The sequence below is a fragment of the Methylocystis parvus OBBP genome, from assembly GCF_027571405.1.
GTDB lineage: Bacteria > Pseudomonadota > Alphaproteobacteria > Rhizobiales > Beijerinckiaceae > Methylocystis > Methylocystis parva.
Window position 1 is genome coordinate 1,319,928 of record NZ_CP092968.1, and the last position, 21,929, is coordinate 1,341,856.

Consider the following 21,929-nt stretch of genomic DNA (forward strand, 5'->3'; position numbering starts at 1 on the left):
ATCGCTTCGGCGCGACCGTCGCATGCAACGGCTGAGCGGCGGCGCCGTTATCCTGTGGACGAGCGCGCGCCGGCGGGTTGGAACGCGAGCGCCGATTCGCGCTCTTCGGGAGGTTGGGCATGGCCGAGGACGAAATCAACGAGATTCGCGCGCTGTTATCCGCAAAGCCGCGGCCGGTCGGCTGGGGCGAGCGCCGCGCGCGGATCGAGGAGGTCGGAAGCGTCTGGCCCGTCGCCGACGACATTTTGCTCGCGCCGGCCGAGGTCGACGGCTGCGCGGCGGAATGGTCTCTGGCGCCCGGCGCGGATCCGTCGCGCGTCCTGCTCTTTTTCCACGGCGGCGGCTATTGCTCGGGCTCGATCGTCAGCCATCGGCGCATGGTCACCGAGGCCGGCCGGGCCGCGAGGGCCCGCACGCTCGCCCTCGCCTTTCGGCTCGCGCCGGAACATCCTTTCCCAGCTGCTTATGACGACACGCTGGCAGCCTGGCGATATTTACGCGCGCAGGGGATCGAGGCGAACCGCATCGCAGTCGGGGGCGACAGCGCCGGCGGCGGCCTCTCCCTCGCGCTCGCTCTACGCCTGCGCGACATGGGCGAGCCTTCGCCCGGCTGTCTTTGGCTCTGCTCGCCCTGGACGGATCTCACAATGTCGGGGGATACGCTCGCGACCAAAGACGCCGTCGATCCGCTGATCCACAAGGACTATCTCGAGGAGCTCGCAAACGCCTATGTTCCGGCCGGCGTCGACCGGAAGGACCCGCGCGTCTCGCCGCTTTACGCCGATCTCGAGGGCTTGCCGCCGACGCTTGTTCAAGTCGGCTCGGCGGAAGGACTGCTCTCCGACTCGACGCGTTTTGCAGCGGCGGCCGGGGCCGCAAACGCGCCCGTCACGCTGGAAATCTGGCCGCATATGATCCATGCTTGGATGATGTGGAATGCGCGCCTCGCCGACGGAAGGCGCGCGCTTCAAAACGCCGGCGCTTTCATTCGGGCGCGGTCGAGCGCCTGAATGGGATCGGGAGCGGGCGTTTCACGTTTAGATCGCGTGCAGCGTCTTGCCGACCTTGGAGATCCAGGAGTCGGTATATTCGTGCGGCTCCAGACCGCCCGTCTTCAGAAGCGCATGGGCGTCCTTGTACCACTGCGAATCCGGGTAATTGTGCCCGAGGATCGCGGCCGCCGTCTGGGCTTCGTTCGAGACGCCCATCGCGAGATAGGCTTCAGTCAGGCGGTAGAGCGCCTCTTCCGTGTGGCGGGTCGTCTGATATTTGCCGAGCACGTCGTGGAAGCGATTGATTGCAGCGGGGTAGTTCTTGCGCGTCAGATAGAAGCGGCCGACCTGCATTTCCTTTGCGGCGAGCTGATCGCGGGCGACGCCTATCTTGTATTTGGCGTCGGCTACGTATTCCGAGTTCGGAAACTTCTGAACGAGCTCGGAAAAAATGCCGAGCGCCTTCTCGGCCGATGTCTGGTCGCGCATCGCGTCCGGCACCTGGTTGTAGTAGGACATGCCCGCGAGATAATAGACATAGGGCGTATCCGGAGAACTCGGATAAAGGCCGATATAACGCTGCGCCGCGGTCACCGCGTCTTCGTAATTGGGCTTCTCGTAATTCGAGAAAACCGTCATGAGCAGCGCTTTGCGCGCCCATTCGGAGCGCGGATAATTCTTGTCGACTTCGCCGAAACGCTTCGACGCCCCTTCGTAGTCCTTGGTGTGCAGCCGCGCGAGACCCTGATTGTAGAGGGTTTCCGGCGGAACGTCCGGCGTGATCTCGGTCTTGTATTTTTCGCCGCCGCCAAAGAGGCCGAAGCCGCTCGTCAGCGAATCCATGATGTCCGCACGGGCCGGCGCCGTCGAGACGGCGAGGCCGAAAGCCGCGACGAACGCAACGGACGAGCGGAAGGAAACAGCGAAAACCGACATATGAGCGCCCCTTGCGGCAAGAGCCCGGCTCCTACCGCGCTCCAATGCCTATTAGCCTAATCCGCCAGTCCCCGCCACTCGCGGCGCCAGCCACGAGAAAAGGCCGAGCCGCGTCATCGCGGCGCTGACGGCGCGCGGCGATGGACAATAAACGGTAAAGAAAGACTTCCTTCTGGCGAGATTATGGCGAGGCCCGCAAGCCGGCCGCCGCGCCGCAAGCCTGCGCCCCGACAAGTTCGAACGCCCCCTCCTGCATCGCCGCCTCCAGCAGCGCCACATTCAGCGCGTGGCCGCCGCGATAGGATCGAAACGCGCCGATGATGGGCGCCCCGGCGAGCGAGAGATCTCCGACGACGTCGAGCATTTTATGCCGGACGAACTCGTCGGCGTAGCGTAGGCCCTGCGGGTTAAGGACGGCGCCGCCGTCGAGAACCACCGTATTGTCGAGCGAGGCGCCGAGGGCAAGTCCGTCGCGCCACAGGCGCTCCGCATCGCGCAGAAAGCCGAAGCTTCGGGCGCGGGCGAGCTCGCGGCGAAAAACGTCGGGGGTGACGTTCAAAATCCGGCGCTGGCGGCCGATGCGTCCGCCAAAGGCGATTTCGACGTCGAGGCTGAGACCCGTCGTCGCGGGGGCCAGTTCCGCCCAGCCCGCGCCGTCGGCGACGCGCACCGGCGCGACGACGCGGAGAAAAGCGCGCGGCGCCGCCAGCGGGACGACGCCCGCCTCATCAATGGCGGCGACGAAGGCTTCCGCCGAACCGTCCATGGCGGGGATTTCATCGCCCTCGACCTCGACAAGCGCATTGTCGACGCCAAGCCCCGAGAGCGCGGCGAGAAGATGCTCGACCGTCGAGACGCTCGCGCCATCGGCGCGAAGACGCGTGCGCAACTGCGTCGCGTCGACGGCGCGCCAATCCGCGACAATATCGACGCCTGATATATTGAAAACGACGCCGCCGCCCGCCGCCGCCGGCGCGAGCGTCAGCCGCGCAGGCGCGCCGGAATGGACGCCGCACCCGGATAGGGAGACGGCCCGAGCGAGCGTCGTTTGAGGGGAGACGTGGACCGCGGCGCCGAGGCCTTGTCGCGCGTAAGCCCCGCCCGCCGGTCGATTTTGTTGGACGCTGGACTTGGGGCGAATAACGCAATCCTCCCGGCGACGGACCTGGAAGAGGTCCCGCATTCAAGCCAAAAGACCGCTTTATTCTAACCAGCAGACCGGCCAGGCTCCAGTAACGGTTTTTTACAGTTTGTTACAAAAGGCGCGAGACCCCGAAAAAACAAAGGCTCGCGCGAGGCGGGCCTTTGTCGTGAGCGTTACCGAACGTCAGGACTGCCGGCGCAGGAAGGCCGGGATCTCCAGATGGTCGTCCTCCACCGGGCGCGGCTGCGGCGCGCGGCGGCCATGCGGATCGAGCGCCGCGTGAGACTGGGCCGGCTGCGGCGCCGGGGCCGCGGTCGGCCGCTTGCCATATTCGGCGTGAATCGGCGACGGCTGCGGCGCGCGCGGCGGCATCGGCGCCGGGGCCTGCCCGGGGGCGCCCATCGCCTCTTCCTGACGGCTGGCGCCGAAGGAGGCCAGACGTTCGAAGATCGATTTACGGCGCGGGTCCTGAGACGCGTCGCCGCGCTGTTGACGGATCTGATCCTGGACGGGCTTCGGGAAATCCTCGATCGACGGCATGCGCGGCGCGCGCGGCAGTTCAGGCGCCGGCGGCACGTATGGCGCCGGGGCGGACTCGGCGGCCATGCGCGGCGCAAGCTCCTGCATCGGCTCGGCATAGGTCGGACGCGCCGCCACCGGCTCCAGATAGACGCCGTTCGTCGTCATCTGCGGCTGAGCGACCGGAGCCGGCTCGGCGTAGTAAACCGGGGCCGGCGCGACGTCGCGCATTTCGGGCTGATAGACCGGCGCGGGGGCGCGCTCCGGCATGGCGTAGATCTGAGCGGTCGGCGCCTCGGCGACCGGCGCGGGCGCCGGCTGCGGCTTGGCGGTCTGCTGCATCTGGGCGCGCATGCGCTCGGCGGCCTCGGCCATGCGGGCCTGGCTCGTCGGATCGTCGGCGGTGATGGAGGCGAGGTCGATGCCGGTGGCGACGACCGACACGCGGATCACGCCCTCGAGCGACGAATCGAAGGTCGCGCCGAGAATGATGTTGGCGTCCTCGTCGACCTCCTGACGAATGCGGCTCGCCGCCTCGTCGACTTCATAGAGCGTGAGGTCGTGGCCGCCGGTGATCGAGATCAGCAGGCCGCGGGCGCCCTTCATCGACACTTCGTCGAGCAGCGGATTGGCGATCGCCGCCTCGGCCGCGAGATTGGCGCGGCGCTCGCCGGTGGCTTCGCCCGTGCCCATCATCGCCTTGCCCATGCCGCGCATGATCGAGCGGACGTCGGCGAAGTCGAGATTGATGAGGCCTTCCTTGACCATGAGGTCGGTGACCGAGGCGACGCCCGAATAGAGCACCTGGTCCGCCATGGCGAAGGCGTCGGCGAAGGTCGTCTTCTCCGTCGCGATGCGGAAGAGGTTCTGGTTCGGGATGACGATCAGCGTGTCGACGCACTTCTGCAGCTCGCCGATGCCGGATTCGGCGATGCGCAGGCGGCGCATGCCCTCGAAGTGGAAGGGCTTGGTGACGACCCCGACGGTGAGAATGCCCATCTCACGCGCGATCTGCGCGATGACCGGCGCGGCGCCGGTGCCCGTGCCGCCGCCCATGCCGGCGGTGACGAAGCACATATGGGCGCCCTGCAGATGCTCGCGAATCTCCTCGCGCGCTTCTTCAGCCGCGGCGCGGCCGACTTCCGGCTGCGCGCCGGCGCCGAGGCCTTCCGTGACCTGCAGGCCCATCTGAATGACGCGCTCAGCCGGTGAAGAGGCCAGAGCCTGCGCGTCGGTGTTGGCGACCAGGAAGTCCACGCCGGAGAGGCCCGACGCGATCATGTTGTTGACGGCGTTGCAGCCGCCGCCGCCCACGCCGCAAACCATGATGCGGGGCTTCAATTCCCTCAGTTCGGGAGCTTTCAGATTGATCGTCATTTCCCAGGCCTCTCGAAATCTGCACTGCTTGGTCGGCGTCGGTTGTCCCAATCCTTGGACGCCCCGTCGCCGAACGCGTCGTCCTCGGTGATTTGTTTCGAGGCCCGGTTTCAGGCCAGATCGCCTCAATTGAGAGAATCACTTGCTCCCGATTTTAGAAGCTTTCCCTTAACCATCTACCTACCCGAGTCATGTAGCCGTCGGTTCCCGTCGCCAGCCGCTCGCCTCTGTGGGGTTCGAAATATTCGCGCCCCGCGACTTGCGGATAGACCAGCAGTCCCGCCGCCGCCGCGAAGGCTGGCGTGCGCGCGGGATCGGGAAGACCATCGACGCCCATCGGGCGGCCGACGCGGACCTGGCCGCCGAGAATGCGATGCGCACATTCGGCCGCGCCCGTGAGCTGGCTGGCGCCGCCGGTGAGAACGATGCGGCGGCTCGGGCTCGCGGGATAGCCGGCGCGCGCCAAACGGTCGCGCAGAAATTCGAACGTCTCCTCGATGCGCGGACGGATGATGCGCACGAGATGCGACTTCGGCGCATGCGCCTTGTGAGACCCGCGCTCGCCGACATGATCGAAAGACACCGTCTCGCGCTCGTCGGAGGAAGAAGAGATCGCCGAGCCGTGGAAGGTCTTGAGACGCTCCGCGTCCGCGAGACGCGCGTCGAGGCCGCGCGCAATGTCCATGGTGACGTGATTGCCGCCGAGCGTCACAGCGTCGAGATGCGCCATTTCGCCGCGCGAGAAGACGGCGAGAGAGGTCGAGCCGGCGCCCATATCGACGACGACGACGCCCATCTCGGCTTCGTCGGGCTCGAGCACGGAGAGGGCGGCGGCGTAAGGCGCGGCCGCCATGCCCTCGACGCCGAGATGGCCGCGCTCGGCCGCGAGAATGAGATTGCGCGCCGCCGCCTGATCGCAGGTCGCGACATGCAGATCGACGCCGAGCTCGTCGCCGATCATGTCCTTGGGCTCGCGAATGCCGTTGACGCCGTCGAGCGAGAAGCCCGTGGGCAGCGAATGCACGGCGACGCGGCCGCGATGCAGGTGATGCGCGGCGGAGGCTTCGAGTACGCGATGAATGTCGCCTTCCGCGACCTCGCGCCCGCCGATTGCGCGCTTGGCGGCGAAATGCTCGGAGGCGAAACGCCCGCCCGACGCGGTGACGACGACCTGATCCACCTGAAGACCGGCCATGCGTTCGGCGGCGTCCACCGTGTGGCGGATGGCCCGCTCGGCCTCGTCCATGTCGATGACAAGCCCGTGCTTCACGCCGAGCGAGCGCTGATGTCCGATGCCCAGAACCCGGATGCGGTGCGTGCGCCAATCATTGGGCGCGACCTCTCCGACGGGCGAAAGACGCGCGATCAGGCAGGCGATCTTGGACGTGCCGACGTCGAGAACGGCGAGCGTCGCGGAGCGGCGCGGCGCGAGGGGCTTCAAACGCGGCGGAACAAGCTGGGACTTCATTACTCTACCCACCCGTCTTCTTGGTCTTGTGAGACTGCGCCGCTTCGCGCGCGGCGGCGGCTTCCTCGGTCAGGCGCACCGTGGCGCGATCGGCCGTGCGCAGGTCGATGGACATGACGTCCTTGTCGAGGATGCGCGCCTCGCGCTGGAGACGCTTGAGCGTTTCGACAGCGGGGCCGGGATTTTCTTCTGGAAGCTTGACGATGACGCCGTTCGTCATTTCGACGTCCCAGCGGCGGCCTGCGACGAGAATCCCCGCCTTCACGCGCTGGGCGAGGTCGTCCATGCCCTTCAGGAGCTGAAGGAACTCCGGCAGCCGCTGATGCGCGCCGTCGCCGACCACGAAAGGCAGGCCGAGATAGCGCTCGTCGCGCAATTCGTCGATCGCGACGCCGTCTTCCGAGATAACCGTGACGCGGCCGTCGCGCTGCCAGAGCGCGTGGGGCTGCCGCTCCTCGATCGCGACGACGAGCCGATTGGGATAGAGCTTCATCACGCGCGCCGATTTGACCAGCGGCACGGCCATGAGGCGCTCGCGCACGGCGCTGGCGTCGAGGAACGGAAGCGAATTTTTGGGACCGACTCCCGAAGCCTCGAGCAGCTCCGTCTCGGTCAGGCGGGACTGGCCGGTGATCGTGACCGCCGAAATATCGAACCCGACCGTGCGCGCCACAACGTCCCAGGGTTGGCCTTCGGCCGCAACGATCTGGTCGTAGCCGCCATTCTGCACGAGCCCGGCGAAGCCGACGCCGCCAAAGAGCAGAAGGAGCGCGGCGAAGCCGACGCCCGGCTTGCCGAGAAAAGCGAAGCGCGCGACTTTCGAGCTCTCTTCGACGCGGCGCGGAGCCTGTCGGGAAACATTAGGGTTAACCGGGGCGGCCTCGGAAAAGGGCGCGCCGACGACGGCCGGGCTCGGCGCGGCGGCGGGAAAATGAACAAGCGGAAGGGATGTCGCTACCGACTCCCTCAACGATCGCAGGACGCGTCTTCCACCATCCATTTGACAAGCTCGCCGAACGAAAAACCTGCGTAAGCCGCCATTTCTGGCACGAGCGAGGTCTCCGTCATTCCCGGCTGCGTGTTCACTTCCAGCACCACGAGTTCGCCCGTTCCGTCGGGCCGATCGTCGTACCGGAAGTCCGCGCGACTGACGCCGCGGCAGCCGAGAGCTTTGTGAGCCTCGATGGCTAAATGTTGAACCTCTTGGTAAATATTCCCTTTAAGATTCGCAGGAAGAACGTGCTTCGAGCCGCCTTTCGCGTATTTTGCGTGATAGTCGTACCAGCCGCCGTCCGCGGCGAGGATTTCGATCACGTCCAGGGCCTTGTCTCCCATCACGGCGCAAGTGAGTTCGCGGCCCGCGATAAATTGCTCCGCCAGCATCACTTCGCCATGCACCCAGTCTTCGCGCATCAACTCCTGCGGCGGATGCGCCTGATCCCCCTTCACGATGAAGACGCCGAAGGACGAGCCCTCCGAAATCGGCTTCAAAACATATGGCGGCTGGAGCACATGCGCTTTCGCGGCCTCCAGGCGGTGGACGACGCGGCCTTTCGGCACGGGGACCCCGGCGGCCGCCATCACGACCTTGGCCACGTCCTTCTTCATCGCGACCGAAGAGGCGAGCACGCCGGAATGCGTATAGGGGATGCGCAGCATCTCCAGCACCCCCTGCATGCAGCCGTCTTCGCCGAACCTGCCGTGCAGCGCGTTGAAGGCGACGTCGGGCTTGAGCGGCGCAAGAACGCTCGCCACGTCATGCCCCACATCGACGGGGGTGACGCGATAGCCCTGCTCTTCCAGAGCCTTCGCGCAGGCCGTTCCCGAGCGCAGCGAAATCTCGCGTTCGGCGGAAAGTCCGCCCATCAGCACGGCGACGTGTTTGGTCATTTCGTTCTCGTTCGATGCGGTTGAGACGACGCGCCCGCGGCGGATCTGTAACGCCGGTTACGCTGGATGACGCCGCGCTCAAGCTCTCGCGGCGCAGGCGCGAATCTTTCCCCGCCGAAGCTACGTTGCCGCCGGCGCCGGCGCAACGCCGTCACGGCGCCCTGCGGGTCCAGATTTCGATCTCCTCGGCCGCGCCGGTCTTTTCATAGCCATCGAGGATGGTCGCGCTTTCGGGCTGCTGTACGACCCATTCGCGCGTGTCCTTGTCTTCGACGACGATGACGTCCGGCTTGCCGACGCGGACATCTTCCACGAAACCGACGAGATCGCGGCGGCGATAATCCTCGACCCGGGCCCGCCAGACCGGGTCTTTTACGTCGCGCAGCAGATAGGCGGCGAGGCTCGCGGTCCATAGCGCATTGGGACGGCCGACCCATGCTCCGTTGAGCTGACGCGTGACGGGATGGCCATAATCGAGCTGTCGCGCCATGACGATGAGGCGCGGGCGCGACGGCGCGACGCGAGCGATCTCGGCGCGCAAGCCGGGATGCTCCTCGACATCGGCGAGCACATTGAAGGCGCCGAAGAGGAAAGGCGCGGCGAGAAGCGCCGGAATGAAGACGAATTTGAAGAGCCGCCCTTCCCGAGCGGCGCGGGCGCGCGGATGGCCGTCGAGCGCGAAGAAGCACCAGGCGAGCAGCGCGAGCACAATGCCCGGATAGGCATGGTTGCTCCAGCCCTTGCCCTGCAAGAAGAAACTGACGAGAAAGCCGATGGAGGCGAAGGCGCAGACGCGCGCGGCGGCCGGCGCGACAAAGCCCGGCGCGACTGGCGGATGGGCGAAGCCCTTCGCCGAAACGATGAAGAGCGCCGCGAGCAGCGCGACATTGAAGGGCGCGAGCGTGAAGAAGGCGAGATTTGCGAGCGTGTCGCGCGCCGGCTGATAGATGTCGGCGATCACCGGCATCGCATATCGCGCATAGCCGGGAAAGAAGACGAAGGTCGCAACTGCGTAGACGGCGCACAGCCCGCCCGCCGCCGCCATTTCGACGGTCAAGAGCAGGCGCGGCGAGCGTTCTCGGAAGGCGAGCGCCAGCGCCGGCAGCATGACGGCGAGCGCGAAGAAAGGCTTGAAGCAGACAGCGAGCCCCGCGCCGAGCCCCGCAACGATGCGCAATGCGCGCGGAACGCGCCCGCCTTCAGCGGAAGCGGCAAGCGTCGCCAGCATGGGCGAGAATGCGAGCAGCGCAATGTGTTCGCGCTCCGCGAAGACGAGCGCCGGGACGACCAGCAGCGTGAAGACGGACGCATTGAGAACGAGCCCCCAATCTTCGCGGGATCGCGGCGCGCCATAGCGGAAAATGACGACGCTCACGGCGATCGACAGGACGCCGAACAGAAAGACGAGCCCCGCGACGACCGGCTCGACCGCGACATTATAAGCACGCGCCAGCATGATCGCTGGCGTCAACACCAGAAACGAGGCGGGGGGATTTGGATCCGTCACGTCGACATAGGGGACCGCGCCGTCCAGGAATTTCTCGGCGAAGGTGATGAACCAGGATACGTCGCAATCGAGATGCCCCGAGACTTGCTGGCCGATCGCGATGACGATCAGCGCAAACGTGGTCCAGGGGCTGGCGAGCGAGGCCGTCAGCCGCGCGGGCTGACGTTCCGCAAAACCGGGCGACGTGATGGCGCTCATTTCAAGGAAGACCGATCCGTTTGATTTCCCAATGCAGCTCGACGCCGCTCGTTTCCTTCACCCGACGTCGCACGTCCTCGCCGAGATTCTCGATGTCGGCGGCGGTCGCGTTACCGCGATTAATGAGAAAATTGCAGTGCATCTCGCTCACCTGCGCGTCGCCGACGACAAGACCGCGGCAGCCGGCGGCGTCGATCAATTGCCAGGCCTTGTGGCCGTCGGGATTCTTGAAAGTGGAGCCGCCGGTCTTTTCCTTGATCGGCTGCGAGGCCTCGCGCGCCTGCGTGATGCGGTCCATCTCGGCGAGGATCGTCGCCGGATCGCCGGGGCGCCCCTGGAACAGCGCTTGCGTGAAGATCACATCCTCCGGCGCCGAGCAATGCCGGTAACTGTAGCCCAGATCGGCGTTGGAGAAGACATGAATATTGCCGTCGCGATCGACGCCCCGGGCTTCGATCAGCGTATCCTTGGTCTCGCCGCCATGCGCGCCCGCATTCATGCGCAGCGCGCCGCCGATTGCGCCCGGAATGCCGCGATAAAAAGCGAGCCCGTCGATCCCAGCCTCGGCCGCCGCGCGCGCGGCCTTTACGTCCGGCACGGCGGCGCCGACGCGCAGCCGGCAACCATCTTCTACGGCGATCTCTCCAAAGCCCTTCGCCGACAGCCGAATAACGACGCCCCTGACGCCGCCGTCGCGCACGATGAGATTGGAGCCGAGACCGATGACGGTGACCTGAATTTCCTTTGGCAGGCGCGCAAGGAAATAAGCGAGGTCGGCTTCATCCGCCGGCATGAAGAGAAGCTGCGCCGGCCCGCCGACGCGGAACCATGTATAGGGCGCGAGCGGCTCATTGGCCGAGAGCCTGCCGCGCAGTTCGGGCATGAGCTCTTTTAAGCCGGGGATGAGGTCGAGGAAGGTCATTCAAGCGTCTCCGCCGTCATTGCGAGGAGCGCAAGCGACGAAGCAATCCAGAGTCTCGTCGCGGCTCTGGATTGCTTCGCTTCGCTCGCAATGACGGGCATGAGAGTCAGCATCCTCACCCCTGCCCGCCCGCAGCCAACTGCTCCGGCAGCGCATAGGCCCATTGCGTGATATTCCCCGCGCCGAGGCACACGACATAGTCGCCCGCCGCCACGATTTCGCGCACCATGGCGGGCAACACTTCCGGCGACGGCAGACCCATGGCGCGGCGATGGCCATGCGCGCGGATGGCGTTGACCAGCGCATCGCGGTCGACGCCGGGGATCGGCTGTTCGCCGGCGGCGTAAACATCCGCGACGATCACGACGTCCGCGTCGTTGAAGCAGGTCGAGAAGCCGTCGAAAAGCGATTGCAGGCGCGTATAACGATGCGGCTGCATCACGGCGACGACCTTGCCCTTGGTGGAGGCGCGCGCCGCGCGCAGCACGGCGCCAATCTCGACCGGATGATGGCCGTAATCGTCGAAAATCTGCACGCCGTTCCACTCGCCGGTGCGCGTGAAACGGCGCTTGACGCCGCCAAAGCCCGACAGCGCCTTGCGGATCTGATCCGGCGACAGGCCGAGCTGATAGGCGACGGTGATCGCCGCCGTCGCGTTCAGCGCATTGTGATGTCCCGGCATCGGCAACAGAAGATTCTCGAGATAGGTCGCCTGCGCCGTCTTGCGGTCACGCAACAGCACGTTGAAGCGCGACACGCCGCCTTCGAGATTGACGTCGAGCAGACGCACATCGGCCTGCGGATTTTCCCCGTAAGTGATGACGCGGCGATCCTCGATCTTGCCGACAAGCTCCTGCACGGTGGGATGATCGAGACACATCACCGCGAAGCCGTAGAAGGGCAGATTTTCGATGAAATGACGGAAGGCGTCCTTGATCGCGTCGAAAGTGTGGAAGTGATCCAGATGCTCGGGATCGATATTGGTGACGATCGCGACATCGGCCGGCAACTTCAGAAAGGTGCCGTCGCTCTCGTCCGCCTCGACCACCATCCATTCGCCCGCGCCGAGGCGCGCATTGGTGCCATAGGCGTTGATGATGCCGCCATTGATGACGGTCGGATCAAGCCCGCCCGCGTCGAGCAGCGTCGCGACGAGCGACGTCGTCGTCGTCTTGCCATGCGTACCGGCGATGGCGACGCATTGCTTGAGGCGCATCAGCTCGGCGAGCATTTCGGCCCGGCGCACGACGGGCAGCCGCCTTTCGCGCGCCGCGACAAGCTCGGGATTGTCGCGCTTGATCGCCGTCGACACGACGACGACGGCGGCGTCGCCAAGATTTTTGGCGTCATGGCCGATAAAGACCGATGCGCCCTTTTCCGAGAGGCGCTTCACATTGGCGTTCTCGGCGGCGTCGGAGCCCTGCACCTTGTAACCAAGATTGAGCAGCACTTCGGCGATGCCCGACATGCCGATGCCGCCAATGCCGACGAAGTGAATGGGGCCGAGATCGCGCGGCAGTTTCATGTCGAGAAAGTCTCCCTCAGGAAGCGCGGCTCTGCGCCACGTTCAAAACAAGTTCGGCAAGCCGCTCGGCGGCGTCGGAGACGCCGACGCGCTTCGCCGCCTCGGCGGCCTGCGCAAGCGCGTCAGGCGCTTCGATAAGCCGCGCCAGACGGCCGGTCAGGAAAGCGGGCGTGAAATCGCTCTGTTTCACGACTTCCGCCGCGCCCGCCTGTTCAATGAAAGCGGCGTTCGCCGCCTGATCGCCGTCAAGCGAATGCGGCAACGGCACGAAAAGCGCCGGGCGGCCGATGACTGCGAGCTCCGAGACGGTGGAGGCGCCGGAACGCGCGATGACGAAATGCGCCTGCGCGATGCGCAACGGAAGATCCTTGAAGAAAGGCGCGATTTCGACATTGACGCCGGCGCCTTGATAGATCGCCTCGACGCGCGGAATGTCTTCCGAACGCGTCTGCTGCACAAGGCGAATGCGCGAACGCAGATCGTCCGGCAAGGCGGCGATCGCCTCCGGCACAATGTCCGCCATGATGCGCGCGCCCTGCGAGCCGCCGGTGACAAGAAGGCGGAAGGCTCCATCTTCGAACCCGGCGTATGGAATCTTCGCAGCTTCGAGCACCGCCGGCCGCACCGGATTTCCGGTGACGATGACTTTGCCCTGCAACGGCGGCGGCGCGCGCAGATTGGGCAAGCCGGCGGCGATCTTGTCGACATGGCCGGAGAGGAAGCGGTTCGCCTTCCCCATAATGGCGTTCGACTCGTGCAGCACGGTCGGGATTTTGAGGAAGGCCGCGGCGAGCAGCGGAGGCACGGTGGGATAGCCGCCAAAGCCGATCACGGCGCGCGGCTGCAAATGGCGAAAGACCTTCGCCGCCTGCGCCGTGCCGTAAGCGAGACGCGCCAGGGCCTGCGCCTTGGCGATGAAGGAGCCGCCGCGCGGCGTCGCGGCGGGAATGCAGTGCATGGCGCGCGCGGGGAAGCTTCCGCCATAAGCGAGCGCGCGCTCGTCGGTGACAAGCTCCACCGGAACGCCGCGCGCGCCGAGCGCATGGGCCAGCGCTTCGGCCGGGAAGAGATGGCCGCCAGTGCCGCCGGCGGCGAGAAAGATCGGACGATCGTTCATTTACGCAGCCGCCGGAATCGGTTCGCCGCTCGCCGCGACCTGCGTGAGAACGCGGGTGCGCGGACGCTTGCGGGTGACGGCGAGCAGGAAGCCCATGCCCAGCGACAGCGAGATGAGCGACGAGCCGCCATAGGAAACGAAGGGAAGCGTCATGCCTTTGGCGGGCATGAGATGCACATTCACCGCCATGTTGATGCAGCTCTGCAGGCCGAAGAGCATGACGAGGCCCGCCGTCGCGAAGCGGCAGAAAGGGTCTTCGTTGCGCGCCGCCGAGAGCAGGCCGCGCACGACGATGAAAGCGAAGACCGACGCGAGCGCGATGCAGACGATGACGCCAAACTCCTCGCCGATGACGGCGAAGATGAAGTCGGTATGCGAGTCGGGCAGGATGCGCTTCACCGTGCCTTCGCCCGGCCCCTTGCCGAACCAGGAGCCGGCGATAAAGCTTTCGAGCGCGGTCTCCGACTGGAAGTTCGACGGCACGCCGGCGACAGGCGGCGGCGGCTCGAGAAAGGCCTCGATGCGCGCATGGACATGCGGAACGAATTTATAGGCGAGCAGCGCCGCGAGCATAGCGACGCCGCCGAGACCGACGACCCAGATCACATGCAGCCCCGCCATGAAGAAGAGCGCGCCCCAGACAATGGAGATCAGCATGGTCTGGCCGAAATCGGGCTGCAGGACGAGCGGGCCGACCGTGAGCGGGAAGAGCAGCAATGCGAGCCAGTTGCCCGGCACGTCCTTGCGCCGCGCGCCTTCCGAAAAGGCCCAGGCGACGACGACGACGAAGGCGGGCTTGAGAAATTCCGACGGCTGAACGCCGAAGATCCAGCGCCGCGCGCCCTTGACCTCCTGGCCGAAAAACAAGGTGGCGACAACGAGCGCGAGCGATGCGACGAAGATGACGAGCGCCAGCCGGCGCACATGACGCGGCGAGAGGAAAGACGTTCCGAGCATCACCGCGAGCGCCGGCAGCAGATAGGCGACCTGGCGGTTGACGAAATGGAAGGTCGGCAGATGCAGCCGCTCGGCCACGGGCGGGCTGCCAGCCATGGCGAAGACGAGGCCCGCGACGATGAGCAGGCCGATGCCGGCGAGGAGCCATCGATCGATCGTCCACGCCCAATCCGAAAATGCGGTTCGCTCGGCGCGCGAAATCATGGGTGTTCTCCTCTGCGGGCGGCGATGACGGCGGGCAGTCCATGGACGAGTCCGCGAAAGGCGTCGCCGCGCGCCTCGAAATTGGCGAACTGATCGTAAGAGGCGCAGGCCGGCGAAAGCAGCACGATCGGCTCCTGCGCGTCGCCATCGAGCGCGTCGAACGCCGCCTTTGTCGTCGCGACGTCGAGCGTCTCGCAACGCTCATAGGGCAGCGCGCCCTCTAACGTGCGCGCGAAATCGTCGCTGGCGTGGCCGATGAGATAGGCCTTGCGAATGCGCGGAAAATACGGGCGCAGCGGCTCGACGCCGCCTTCCTTCGCCTTGCCGCCGATAATCCAGTAGATATCGGTGAAGCTCGCCAGCGCCTTTTCCGCCGCGTCGGCGTTGGTCGCCTTGGAGTCATTGACGAAGAGCGCGCGTTCGATGCGTCCGACCTCTTCCATGCGATGCGGAAGGCCCGGATAGCTCGCGACGCCGGCCGCGATCTCCTCATCCTCCAAGCCGCATTCCCAGGCGGCGGCGGCGGCGAAGGCGGCGTTCTGCGCATTATGCGCGCCGCGCAAGGCGCGCGCGTCTTTCAGCGACGCCAGTTGCTCCGCCTCCTCCGGCGCATGCCCCTGTTCGCGGAAATGGACGTCGCCATTCTCGACATAGAAGCCCCATTCCAGCGCGCGCGCGCCGGAGACGGGCGTGACGCGCTGACCGTCGCGCGGCTCGGCCGACAGGCGCGCGCCGATCGCATGCGTGCAGGGATCGTCGACGCCGACGAGCGCGACTTCCGCGCCTGCGACGAGCCGTTCTTTTATCGCCGCGTAATTCTCCATCGTCCCGTGACGATCGATGTGGTCCGGCGTCAGATTGATGAGAATGCCGATCGTCGGATTGAGCGAGGGCGTCAGGTCGATCTGAAAGGAGGAGCATTCGATGACATGAATGCGTTCGTCCGAAGGCGGCTCGAGATCGAGGATCGGCACGCCGATATTGCCGCCAAGCTGCACGTCGCGGCCCGCTTCGCGCAGAATATGCGCGATCAGCGCCGTCGTCGTGGATTTGCCGTTCGTTCCGGTGATCGCGATGAAAGGGGAGCCGCCAGTATGGGCGGCCCGCTCGCGGCAGAACAGCTCGATGTCGCCGATGATTTCAATGCCGGCGGCCTTCGCCAGCTTCACCGTCCAATGCGGCTCCGGATGCGTCAGCGGCACGCCGGGCGAAAGCGCCAGCGCCGAAATGCGCGACCAGTCGACCTGAGAGAGGTCGTCGAGCGGAACGCCATTGGCGACCGCCTTCAGGCGGCCCGCCTCGCCGTCATCCCAGGCATGCACATGCGCGCCGCCCGCCATCAGCGCCCTCGCGGTCGAGAGTCCCGAACCGCCGAGGCCGAAAAGCGCGACATTCTTGCCTTTGAAAGTCGTAACCGGAGTCATCGTCACCTCAGCTTGAGGGTCGCAAGACCCGTGAGCGCCAGAACGAAGGCGATGATCCAGAATCGGATGACGATCTGCGGCTCCTTCCAGCCCTTCTGTTCGAAATGATGGTGGATCGGCGCCATCAGGAAGATGCGCTTGCCCGTCGCCTTGAAATAGGCGACCTGGATGATGACCGAGGCGCCCTCCACCACGAAAAGGCCGCCGACGATCGCGAGGACGAATTCCTGCTTCACGGCGACGGCGACCGTCCCCAGCAGGCCGCCCAGCGCGAGCGACCCCGTATCACCCATGAAGATCTGCGCCGGCGGCGCGTTGAACCAAAGGAAGCCGAGCCCCGCGCCGATGAAGGCGGAGCAGACGATCGTCAGTTCGCCGACGCCCGCCACGTAATTCACGCCGAGATAGTTGGAGAAGATGGAGTTGCCGACGAGATAGGCGAAGATGGCGAAGGCGCCGACGGCGATCATTGACGGCACGATGGCGAGACCGTCGAGGCCGTCGGTCAAATTCACGCAATTGCCGGTGCCGACGATGACGAAAGCGCCGAAGACGACAAAGAACGTTCCGAGCGAGCCCACATAGCCCTTCACCATTGGAATGGCGAGCTTCGACATGTTGTCGCCGCCGATCTTCATCAGGAAATAGCAGGCGAGTCCCGCAACGACGAATTCCAAAGCCAGCCGCGCCCTGCCGGAGAAGCCGGCATGCGATTGCTTCGTGACCTTCAGGTAATCGTCGTAGAAACCGATGGCGCCGAAGGACGCCGTGACGAAAAGGACGATCCAGACGTAATAGTTCCGCAGATTGGCCCAGAGCAGCGTGGCGGCGATGAGGCCGGAAAGGATCATCAGCCCGCCCATTGTGGGCGTGCCCTTCTTGGTGAGGAGATGGGATTGCGGACCGTCTTCGCGGATCGGCTGGCCCTTGCCCTGCTTGATGCGCAGCGCCGAAATGATATTCGGGCCGAAGAAGAAAACGAAGAACAGCGCCGTCGCCGCGGCCATCGCCGCGCGGAAGGTGATATAACGGAAGATGTTGAGCGGACTATAGAGGTAGGAAAGGTCCGCAAGCAGCGTCAGCATGTTTCAAACTTCCTCAGCTCGATTTCTCGGGCGCGAATTTCTCTTTCGTCGCGGCGACGATCCGCGACATGCGCGACCCGTTCGAGCCTTTGACCATGACGACGTCGCCTGACCGAATTGCGGCGAGAACCGCCTCCTCCAGCTCCAGCGCCGTCGCGCGGTGCGCGGCGCGCATCGCCTCGGGCGCGGCGTAATAAAGTCGCTGCATCAGCGGGCCCGCGGTGAAAAGCAGGTCCACATTGGCGCGCATGAGGTCGCCGGCGAGCTCCGCATGCAGATCGGCTCCCTGCGGACCGAGCTCCAGCATGTCGCCAAGCACCGCGATGCGGCGCCCGCCGACGCCCGGCGCCGCCGCGTCAAGCAGGTCGAGCGCCGCGCGCATCGAGGTCGGATTGGCGTTGTAGCTCTCGTCGATCAGCGTGAACGGCCCGTGCCCGGCGATCAGCATCTCCCGCCGCCCGCGTCCCGACGGCGGCGCGAATTCCGCGAGCGACGCGGCGGCCTTTTCGAGGTCGAGGTCGAAAGCGACGGCGACGAGCAGCGCGGCGAGCGAATTGAGCGCGATATGCCTGCCGGGCGCGCCAATGCGATAGGTCAGCGGCCGACCTAGAATCTCCGCCTCGACCTCGCAGCCGTCATCGATCTGCTTGTATGAAAGAAGCCGCGCCTGCGCGCCTTCGGTCTCGCCGAAATCGAGTATGTGGCCGGCATAAGCGGCGGCCGCGTCAGCGAGGCGCTGATAATGCTCGTCGTCGCGATTGATGACGGCGACGCCGCCTTCGAGACCGGAGAAGATTTCAGCCTTCGCGTCGGCGATCGCTTCGACCGAGTCGAAATGCTCGAGATGCACGGCCGCGACTTTCGTCACGACGGCGACATGCGGGCGAACCTGGGCGACGAGCCCGGCAATCTCTCCTGTATGATTCATCCCCAGTTCGAAGACGCCGAAGCGCGACGCGGCGGGCATGCGAGAGAGCGTGAGCGGCACGCCCCAGTGATTGTTGTAGGAAGCGGTCGACGCATGCGTCGCGCCGAAATGCGACAGCATCAGCCGCGTCATATCCTTTGTGGAAGTCTTGCCGACCGAGCCCGTGACAGCGGCGATGAAGGCGCCTGTGCGGTCGCGCGCGCGCATGCCGAGCAGTTCCAGCGAACGCTGCACGTCCTTCACCACGAAAAGCGATCCCGAGCCCGCGAGCGCCGCCGCATGGGCTTCGTCGATCACCGCGGCGGCGGCGCCCTTTTCGAATGCGGCGCGGACGAAGTCATGCCCGTCGCGCGCCTCGCCCTTGATCGCGACGAAGAGGTCGCCCGGCTGCAGCGTCCGCGTATCGATGGAAACGCCATTCGCCTCGCGCGCCAGCGCGCCGCTGATGCGGGCCTGAAGGGCGCCGACAAGCGCCAATCCCGACCATAGGGGCTCCTGCTTCATGAACCTTGCTCCTGCAGCGCTTTCGCGACCGCCTCGTGATCGGAAAAGGGCAATATGCGATCGCCGACGATCTGGCCAGTCTCGTGCCCCTTGCCGGCGACGACGAGCGCATCGCCCTCGCGAAGCCCTGCGATCGCCAGGGAAATCGCTTCGCCCCGATCTGCAATCTCGATGATTTCGGCGGGGCCCGCGCCCTTGGCGCCTGCGATGACGGCGGCGCGAATCAGCGCGGGCTCCTCGCTTCTTGGATTGTCGTCCGTGACGATGGCGACGTCGGCGGCGCGCGCGGCGATTTCGCCCATCAGCGGACGCTTGCCCTTGTCGCGGTCGCCGCCGCAGCCGAAGACGACGATAAGCCGCCCTCTGGTCAGCGGCCGCATCGTTGCGAGAACCTTTTCCAGCGCGTCGGGCTTGTGCGCGTAATCGACAAAGACGGGCGCGCCATTCTTGGCGCCGATCAGTTCGAGACGCCCCGGCGCGCCCTTGAGATTGTTCAGCGCCGCGAAAACGCGCGCGGGCTCATCGCCGGAAGCGATGGCGAGACCCGCCGCGACCAGCGCGTTCGACGTCTGAAAGGCGCCGGCGAGCGGCAATTCGACCGCGTAATCCTTGCCGGCGTAGGTCAGCGTAAGAGATGTCGCCAGCGCATGGGGGCGCGCTTCCTTCAGCGCGATCGCTTCGCCTTTCGCGCCGACGCCAAAAACGTTCAGCCCGCGCGCCTTGCTAATCTGCGACACGCACGCCGCGACGTCGCTGTCCGCGTCGATCACCGCCGTCTGGCCCGGCTGCATGAGCGTTTCGAAGAGTCGCATCTTCGCCGCGAAATAGTCTTCCATGTCGCGGTGGTGATCGAGATGGTCGCGCGAGAAATTGGTGAAGCCCGCGACAGCGAGGCGCACGCCGTCGAGGCGGCGCTGGTCGACGCCGAGCGACGACGCCTCCATCGCGAGATGTGTGATGCCGCGCGCGGCGAGCTCGTCGAGCGTCTTGGCGAGCTCGACCGGGCCAGGCGTCGTCAGCGAACCGTAATGCGCGCCCGTGGCGTCGACGATTCCGACCGTGCCGAGCGAGGCGGCCTCATGACCCATCGCGGCCCAAATCTGCCGCAGGAAAGCGACGACGGAGGTCTTGCCGCTCGTGCCCGTGACCGCAATAATCGTCTGCGGTTGACGCGGATAGAAGCGCGCCGCGGCCAAGGCCGCCGCGGCGCGGACGTCCGGAACGACGACGAGCGGCAAGGCGCAGTCAGCCTCGCGCTGCGCAATGACCACGACGGCGCCCTTCGCGCGCGCGTCATTCACGAAGGAAAGGCCGTCGCCCGCATGGCCGGGAATAGCGAAGAAAGCGAAGCCCTCGCCGATCGCGCGACTGTCGGCGGACAGGCCGGCGATGTCCAGCGCGGCGAGCGCCGGATCGAGATCGTTTCTGGCGAGGAGTTCGGAGAGTTTCATCAGTGGCCATGCCCTCCCGAGGCCGGGACATTGGCCATGCCGTAGCCGAGCTTGGCGAGCAGCGGGAAGGGCGTGTGCGGCGGCTCGAAGCGGGGCGCGAGGCCGAGCACCGGTCCGACGCGCTCGATGAGCTGCCCTGTTACAAAGCCGGCATTGTAGGCCGCCGTCGCATGGCCGCCATCCTCCGGCAGCCCCTGCGGCTCGTCCATGATGGTGAGAAAAAGATATTTCGGCTTGTCGGCGGGCGCGACCGCCATGAAGGTCGTGAACAGCCGGTCCTTGGAATAATGGCCGTGGATGACCTTTTCCGCCGTGCCGGTCTTGCCGCCGACGAAATAGCCGTTGACGTCGACCCTCTTCGCCGTGCCGATCTCGGCGTTGAGCCGCATGAGATAGCGCATGGCCTCGCTGGTCTCGGGCTTGACGACCTGCACGGCGGTCTTCATCGCCTCTTCCGGCGTTCGTTTGAGGAAGGTCGGCGCCATCAGATAGCCGCCATTCATCAGCGCGCCGACCGCCATCATCGCCTGCAACGGTGCGACGGCTAGGCCGTGACCGAAGGCGATGGTCATGGTGTTCAGCTCGCTCCAATTCTTCGGATAAAGCGGCTCGGCGCTTTCGGGCAGCTCCGTGCGCATGCGCGTGAGCTGGCCCATCTTGCGCAGGAAGGCCTTGTGCTTCTCGACGCCCTGCCCCATCGCCATGCGCGCGGTGCCGATATTGGACGAATAGGTGAAGACCTCGGGCACCGTCAGCGCGCGGTTCTGCGCGTGATAGTCGTGGATCTTGAAACGTCCGAAGGACAGCGCGCCGCGCGCGTCGAGCCGCGAATTGAGATTGACCTTGCCGGAGTCGAGCGCCATCGCGATCGTCAGCGCCTTGAAGGTCGAGCCCATCTCATAGACGCCGACATTCATGCGGTTGATGTGGATCGGATCGAGCGCTTCGGTCGGCTTGTTGGGATCGTAATCGGGAAGCGAGGCGAGCGCGATCACCTCGCCCGTATTCACCTCCAGGACCGCGGCGGCGCCGGCCTTGGCCTTGAAGCGCGCGACGCCCTTTTCCAGTTCGTCGCGCAGCGCATGCGTCGCGCGGATGTCGAGCGACAATGTCACGGGCTGCAGATCGTCCGGCGTCGCGCCGAAGCCGAGGCTGTGGAGATCGGAGAGGCCCAGGCTGTCGATATATTTCTCGATGCCGGCGATGCCCTGATTGTCGATATTTGCGAAGCCGAGCACATGCGCGCCGATTGGGCCGTTGGGATAGACGCGCTTATTCTCGGCGATGAGGCCGACGCCCGGCAGGCCAAGATGAAAGACCTCGTCGCGCTGGTGCGGCGAGACTTCGCGCTTCACCCAGACGAAGCCCTTTTTGGAGCCGAGGCGGTCGCGCAGCTCTTTCGAATCGACATCCGGCAAAACGGCCGTGAGCAGCTCCGTCGCCTCGTCCTTGTCGATGAGGCGGCGCGGTTCGGCGAAGACGGACATGACCTTCACGTCGCTCGCCAGCACCTCGCCATTGCGGTCGAGAATGTCGGGACGCGAGGCGGAGACGGCTTCCGCGGCGGCGCGTCGGACGGTCGCCGGCTCCGGCTTGAAGCCGAGATAGACGAGCTTGCCGCAAATGACGCCGTAAAGCGCGAGGAAACCCAGCGCCGCGAGCCGCATGCGCGGCGCGCTCGAGTTGAGGCTCGTGGTGAACGCCGCGCGGATCATGCCCGCATATTTCGACGGCTTCTTGCCCCGACGCGCGGGCGGCGTTTCGAGCATGTCCGGCATGTG

Annotated in this window: 17 protein-coding genes; 1 reads left to right on the plus strand and 16 read right to left on the minus strand. The window is 65.8% G+C overall.

Features of this window, described 5'->3' with window-relative positions; genetic code table 11:
* Window positions 1–119 precede the first annotated feature (119 nt).
* Window positions 120–1,010, plus strand: a complete 891-nt coding sequence (locus tag MMG94_RS06550; RefSeq protein WP_026015957.1) for an alpha/beta hydrolase fold domain-containing protein — start codon at window positions 120–122, stop codon at window positions 1,008–1,010.
* Between the two features lie 27 nt (window positions 1,011–1,037).
* On the opposite strand, the gene MMG94_RS06555 is transcribed toward MMG94_RS06550, so the two are convergent.
* From MMG94_RS06555 to MMG94_RS06630, 16 genes are all read right to left on the minus strand, one after another.
* Window positions 1,038–1,928, minus strand: a complete 891-nt coding sequence (locus MMG94_RS06555; protein ID WP_016917932.1) for an outer membrane protein assembly factor BamD — start codon at window positions 1,926–1,928, stop codon at window positions 1,038–1,040.
* Window positions 1,929–2,109: 181 nt separating this feature from the next.
* A complete protein-coding gene (gene lpxC / locus MMG94_RS06560; RefSeq protein WP_016917933.1) occupies window positions 2,110–3,111 on the minus strand; it encodes a UDP-3-O-acyl-N-acetylglucosamine deacetylase in 1,002 nt (333 codons plus the stop codon).
* A gap of 144 nt (window positions 3,112–3,255) precedes the next feature.
* Window positions 3,256–4,968 (minus strand): cell division protein FtsZ, encoded by a 1,713-nt coding sequence (gene ftsZ / locus MMG94_RS06565; protein ID WP_016917934.1) that lies wholly within the window; start codon window positions 4,966–4,968, stop codon window positions 3,256–3,258.
* Window positions 4,969–5,122: 154 nt separating this feature from the next.
* Window positions 5,123–6,436: a cell division protein FtsA gene (gene ftsA, locus MMG94_RS06570; RefSeq protein ID WP_016917935.1), complete on the minus strand. Its 1,314-nt coding sequence runs from the start codon at window positions 6,434–6,436 to the stop codon at window positions 5,123–5,125.
* Between the two features lie 4 nt (window positions 6,437–6,440).
* The gene (locus MMG94_RS06575; RefSeq protein ID WP_026015958.1) at window positions 6,441–7,436 is read right to left on the minus strand and encodes a cell division protein FtsQ/DivIB; all 996 of its coding nucleotides are present in this window, start codon (window positions 7,434–7,436) and stop codon (window positions 6,441–6,443) included.
* Window positions 7,403–8,326, minus strand: coding sequence for a D-alanine--D-alanine ligase (locus MMG94_RS06580; protein ID WP_016917937.1), 924 nt, complete (start codon window positions 8,324–8,326; stop codon window positions 7,403–7,405). Before MMG94_RS06580 ends, MMG94_RS06575 begins: the two co-directional genes overlap by 34 nt.
* Window positions 8,327–8,477: 151 nt before the next feature.
* Window positions 8,478–10,031, minus strand: coding sequence for a hypothetical protein (locus MMG94_RS06585; RefSeq protein ID WP_016917938.1), 1,554 nt, complete (start codon window positions 10,029–10,031; stop codon window positions 8,478–8,480).
* A gap of 1 nt (window position 10,032) precedes the next feature.
* Window positions 10,033–10,953, minus strand: coding sequence for a UDP-N-acetylmuramate dehydrogenase (murB, locus tag MMG94_RS06590; RefSeq protein WP_016917939.1), 921 nt, complete (start codon window positions 10,951–10,953; stop codon window positions 10,033–10,035).
* Window positions 10,954–11,068: 115 nt separating this feature from the next.
* A complete protein-coding gene (gene murC, locus MMG94_RS06595; protein ID WP_016917941.1) occupies window positions 11,069–12,478 on the minus strand; it encodes a UDP-N-acetylmuramate--L-alanine ligase in 1,410 nt (469 codons plus the stop codon).
* 16 nt (window positions 12,479–12,494) lie between these two features.
* Window positions 12,495–13,595, minus strand: coding sequence for an undecaprenyldiphospho-muramoylpentapeptide beta-N-acetylglucosaminyltransferase (murG, locus tag MMG94_RS06600; RefSeq protein ID WP_016917942.1), 1,101 nt, complete (start codon window positions 13,593–13,595; stop codon window positions 12,495–12,497).
* A complete protein-coding gene (locus tag MMG94_RS06605; protein WP_016917943.1) occupies window positions 13,596–14,756 on the minus strand; it encodes an FtsW/RodA/SpoVE family cell cycle protein in 1,161 nt (386 codons plus the stop codon).
* Window positions 14,753–16,180, minus strand: coding sequence for a UDP-N-acetylmuramoyl-L-alanine--D-glutamate ligase (gene murD / locus MMG94_RS06610; RefSeq protein ID WP_040578739.1), 1,428 nt, complete (start codon window positions 16,178–16,180; stop codon window positions 14,753–14,755). The genes MMG94_RS06605 and murD overlap by 4 nt, the downstream gene beginning before the upstream one ends.
* Window positions 16,181–16,182: 2 nt before the next feature.
* Window positions 16,183–17,265 (minus strand): phospho-N-acetylmuramoyl-pentapeptide-transferase, encoded by a 1,083-nt coding sequence (gene mraY, locus MMG94_RS06615; protein ID WP_016917945.1) that lies wholly within the window; start codon window positions 17,263–17,265, stop codon window positions 16,183–16,185.
* A gap of 13 nt (window positions 17,266–17,278) precedes the next feature.
* Window positions 17,279–18,697 (minus strand): UDP-N-acetylmuramoylalanyl-D-glutamyl-2,6-diaminopimelate--D-alanyl-D-alanine ligase, encoded by a 1,419-nt coding sequence (locus MMG94_RS06620; RefSeq protein WP_016917946.1) that lies wholly within the window; start codon window positions 18,695–18,697, stop codon window positions 17,279–17,281.
* Complete coding sequence (locus MMG94_RS06625; protein ID WP_016917947.1) at window positions 18,694–20,148, minus strand: UDP-N-acetylmuramoyl-L-alanyl-D-glutamate--2,6-diaminopimelate ligase; 1,455 nt, start codon at window positions 20,146–20,148, stop codon at window positions 18,694–18,696. Before MMG94_RS06625 ends, MMG94_RS06620 begins: the two co-directional genes overlap by 4 nt.
* Complete coding sequence (locus MMG94_RS06630; RefSeq protein ID WP_085985233.1) at window positions 20,148–21,917, minus strand: peptidoglycan D,D-transpeptidase FtsI family protein; 1,770 nt, start codon at window positions 21,915–21,917, stop codon at window positions 20,148–20,150. Before MMG94_RS06630 ends, MMG94_RS06625 begins: the two co-directional genes overlap by 1 nt.
* Window positions 21,918–21,929: the final 12 nt, after the last annotated feature.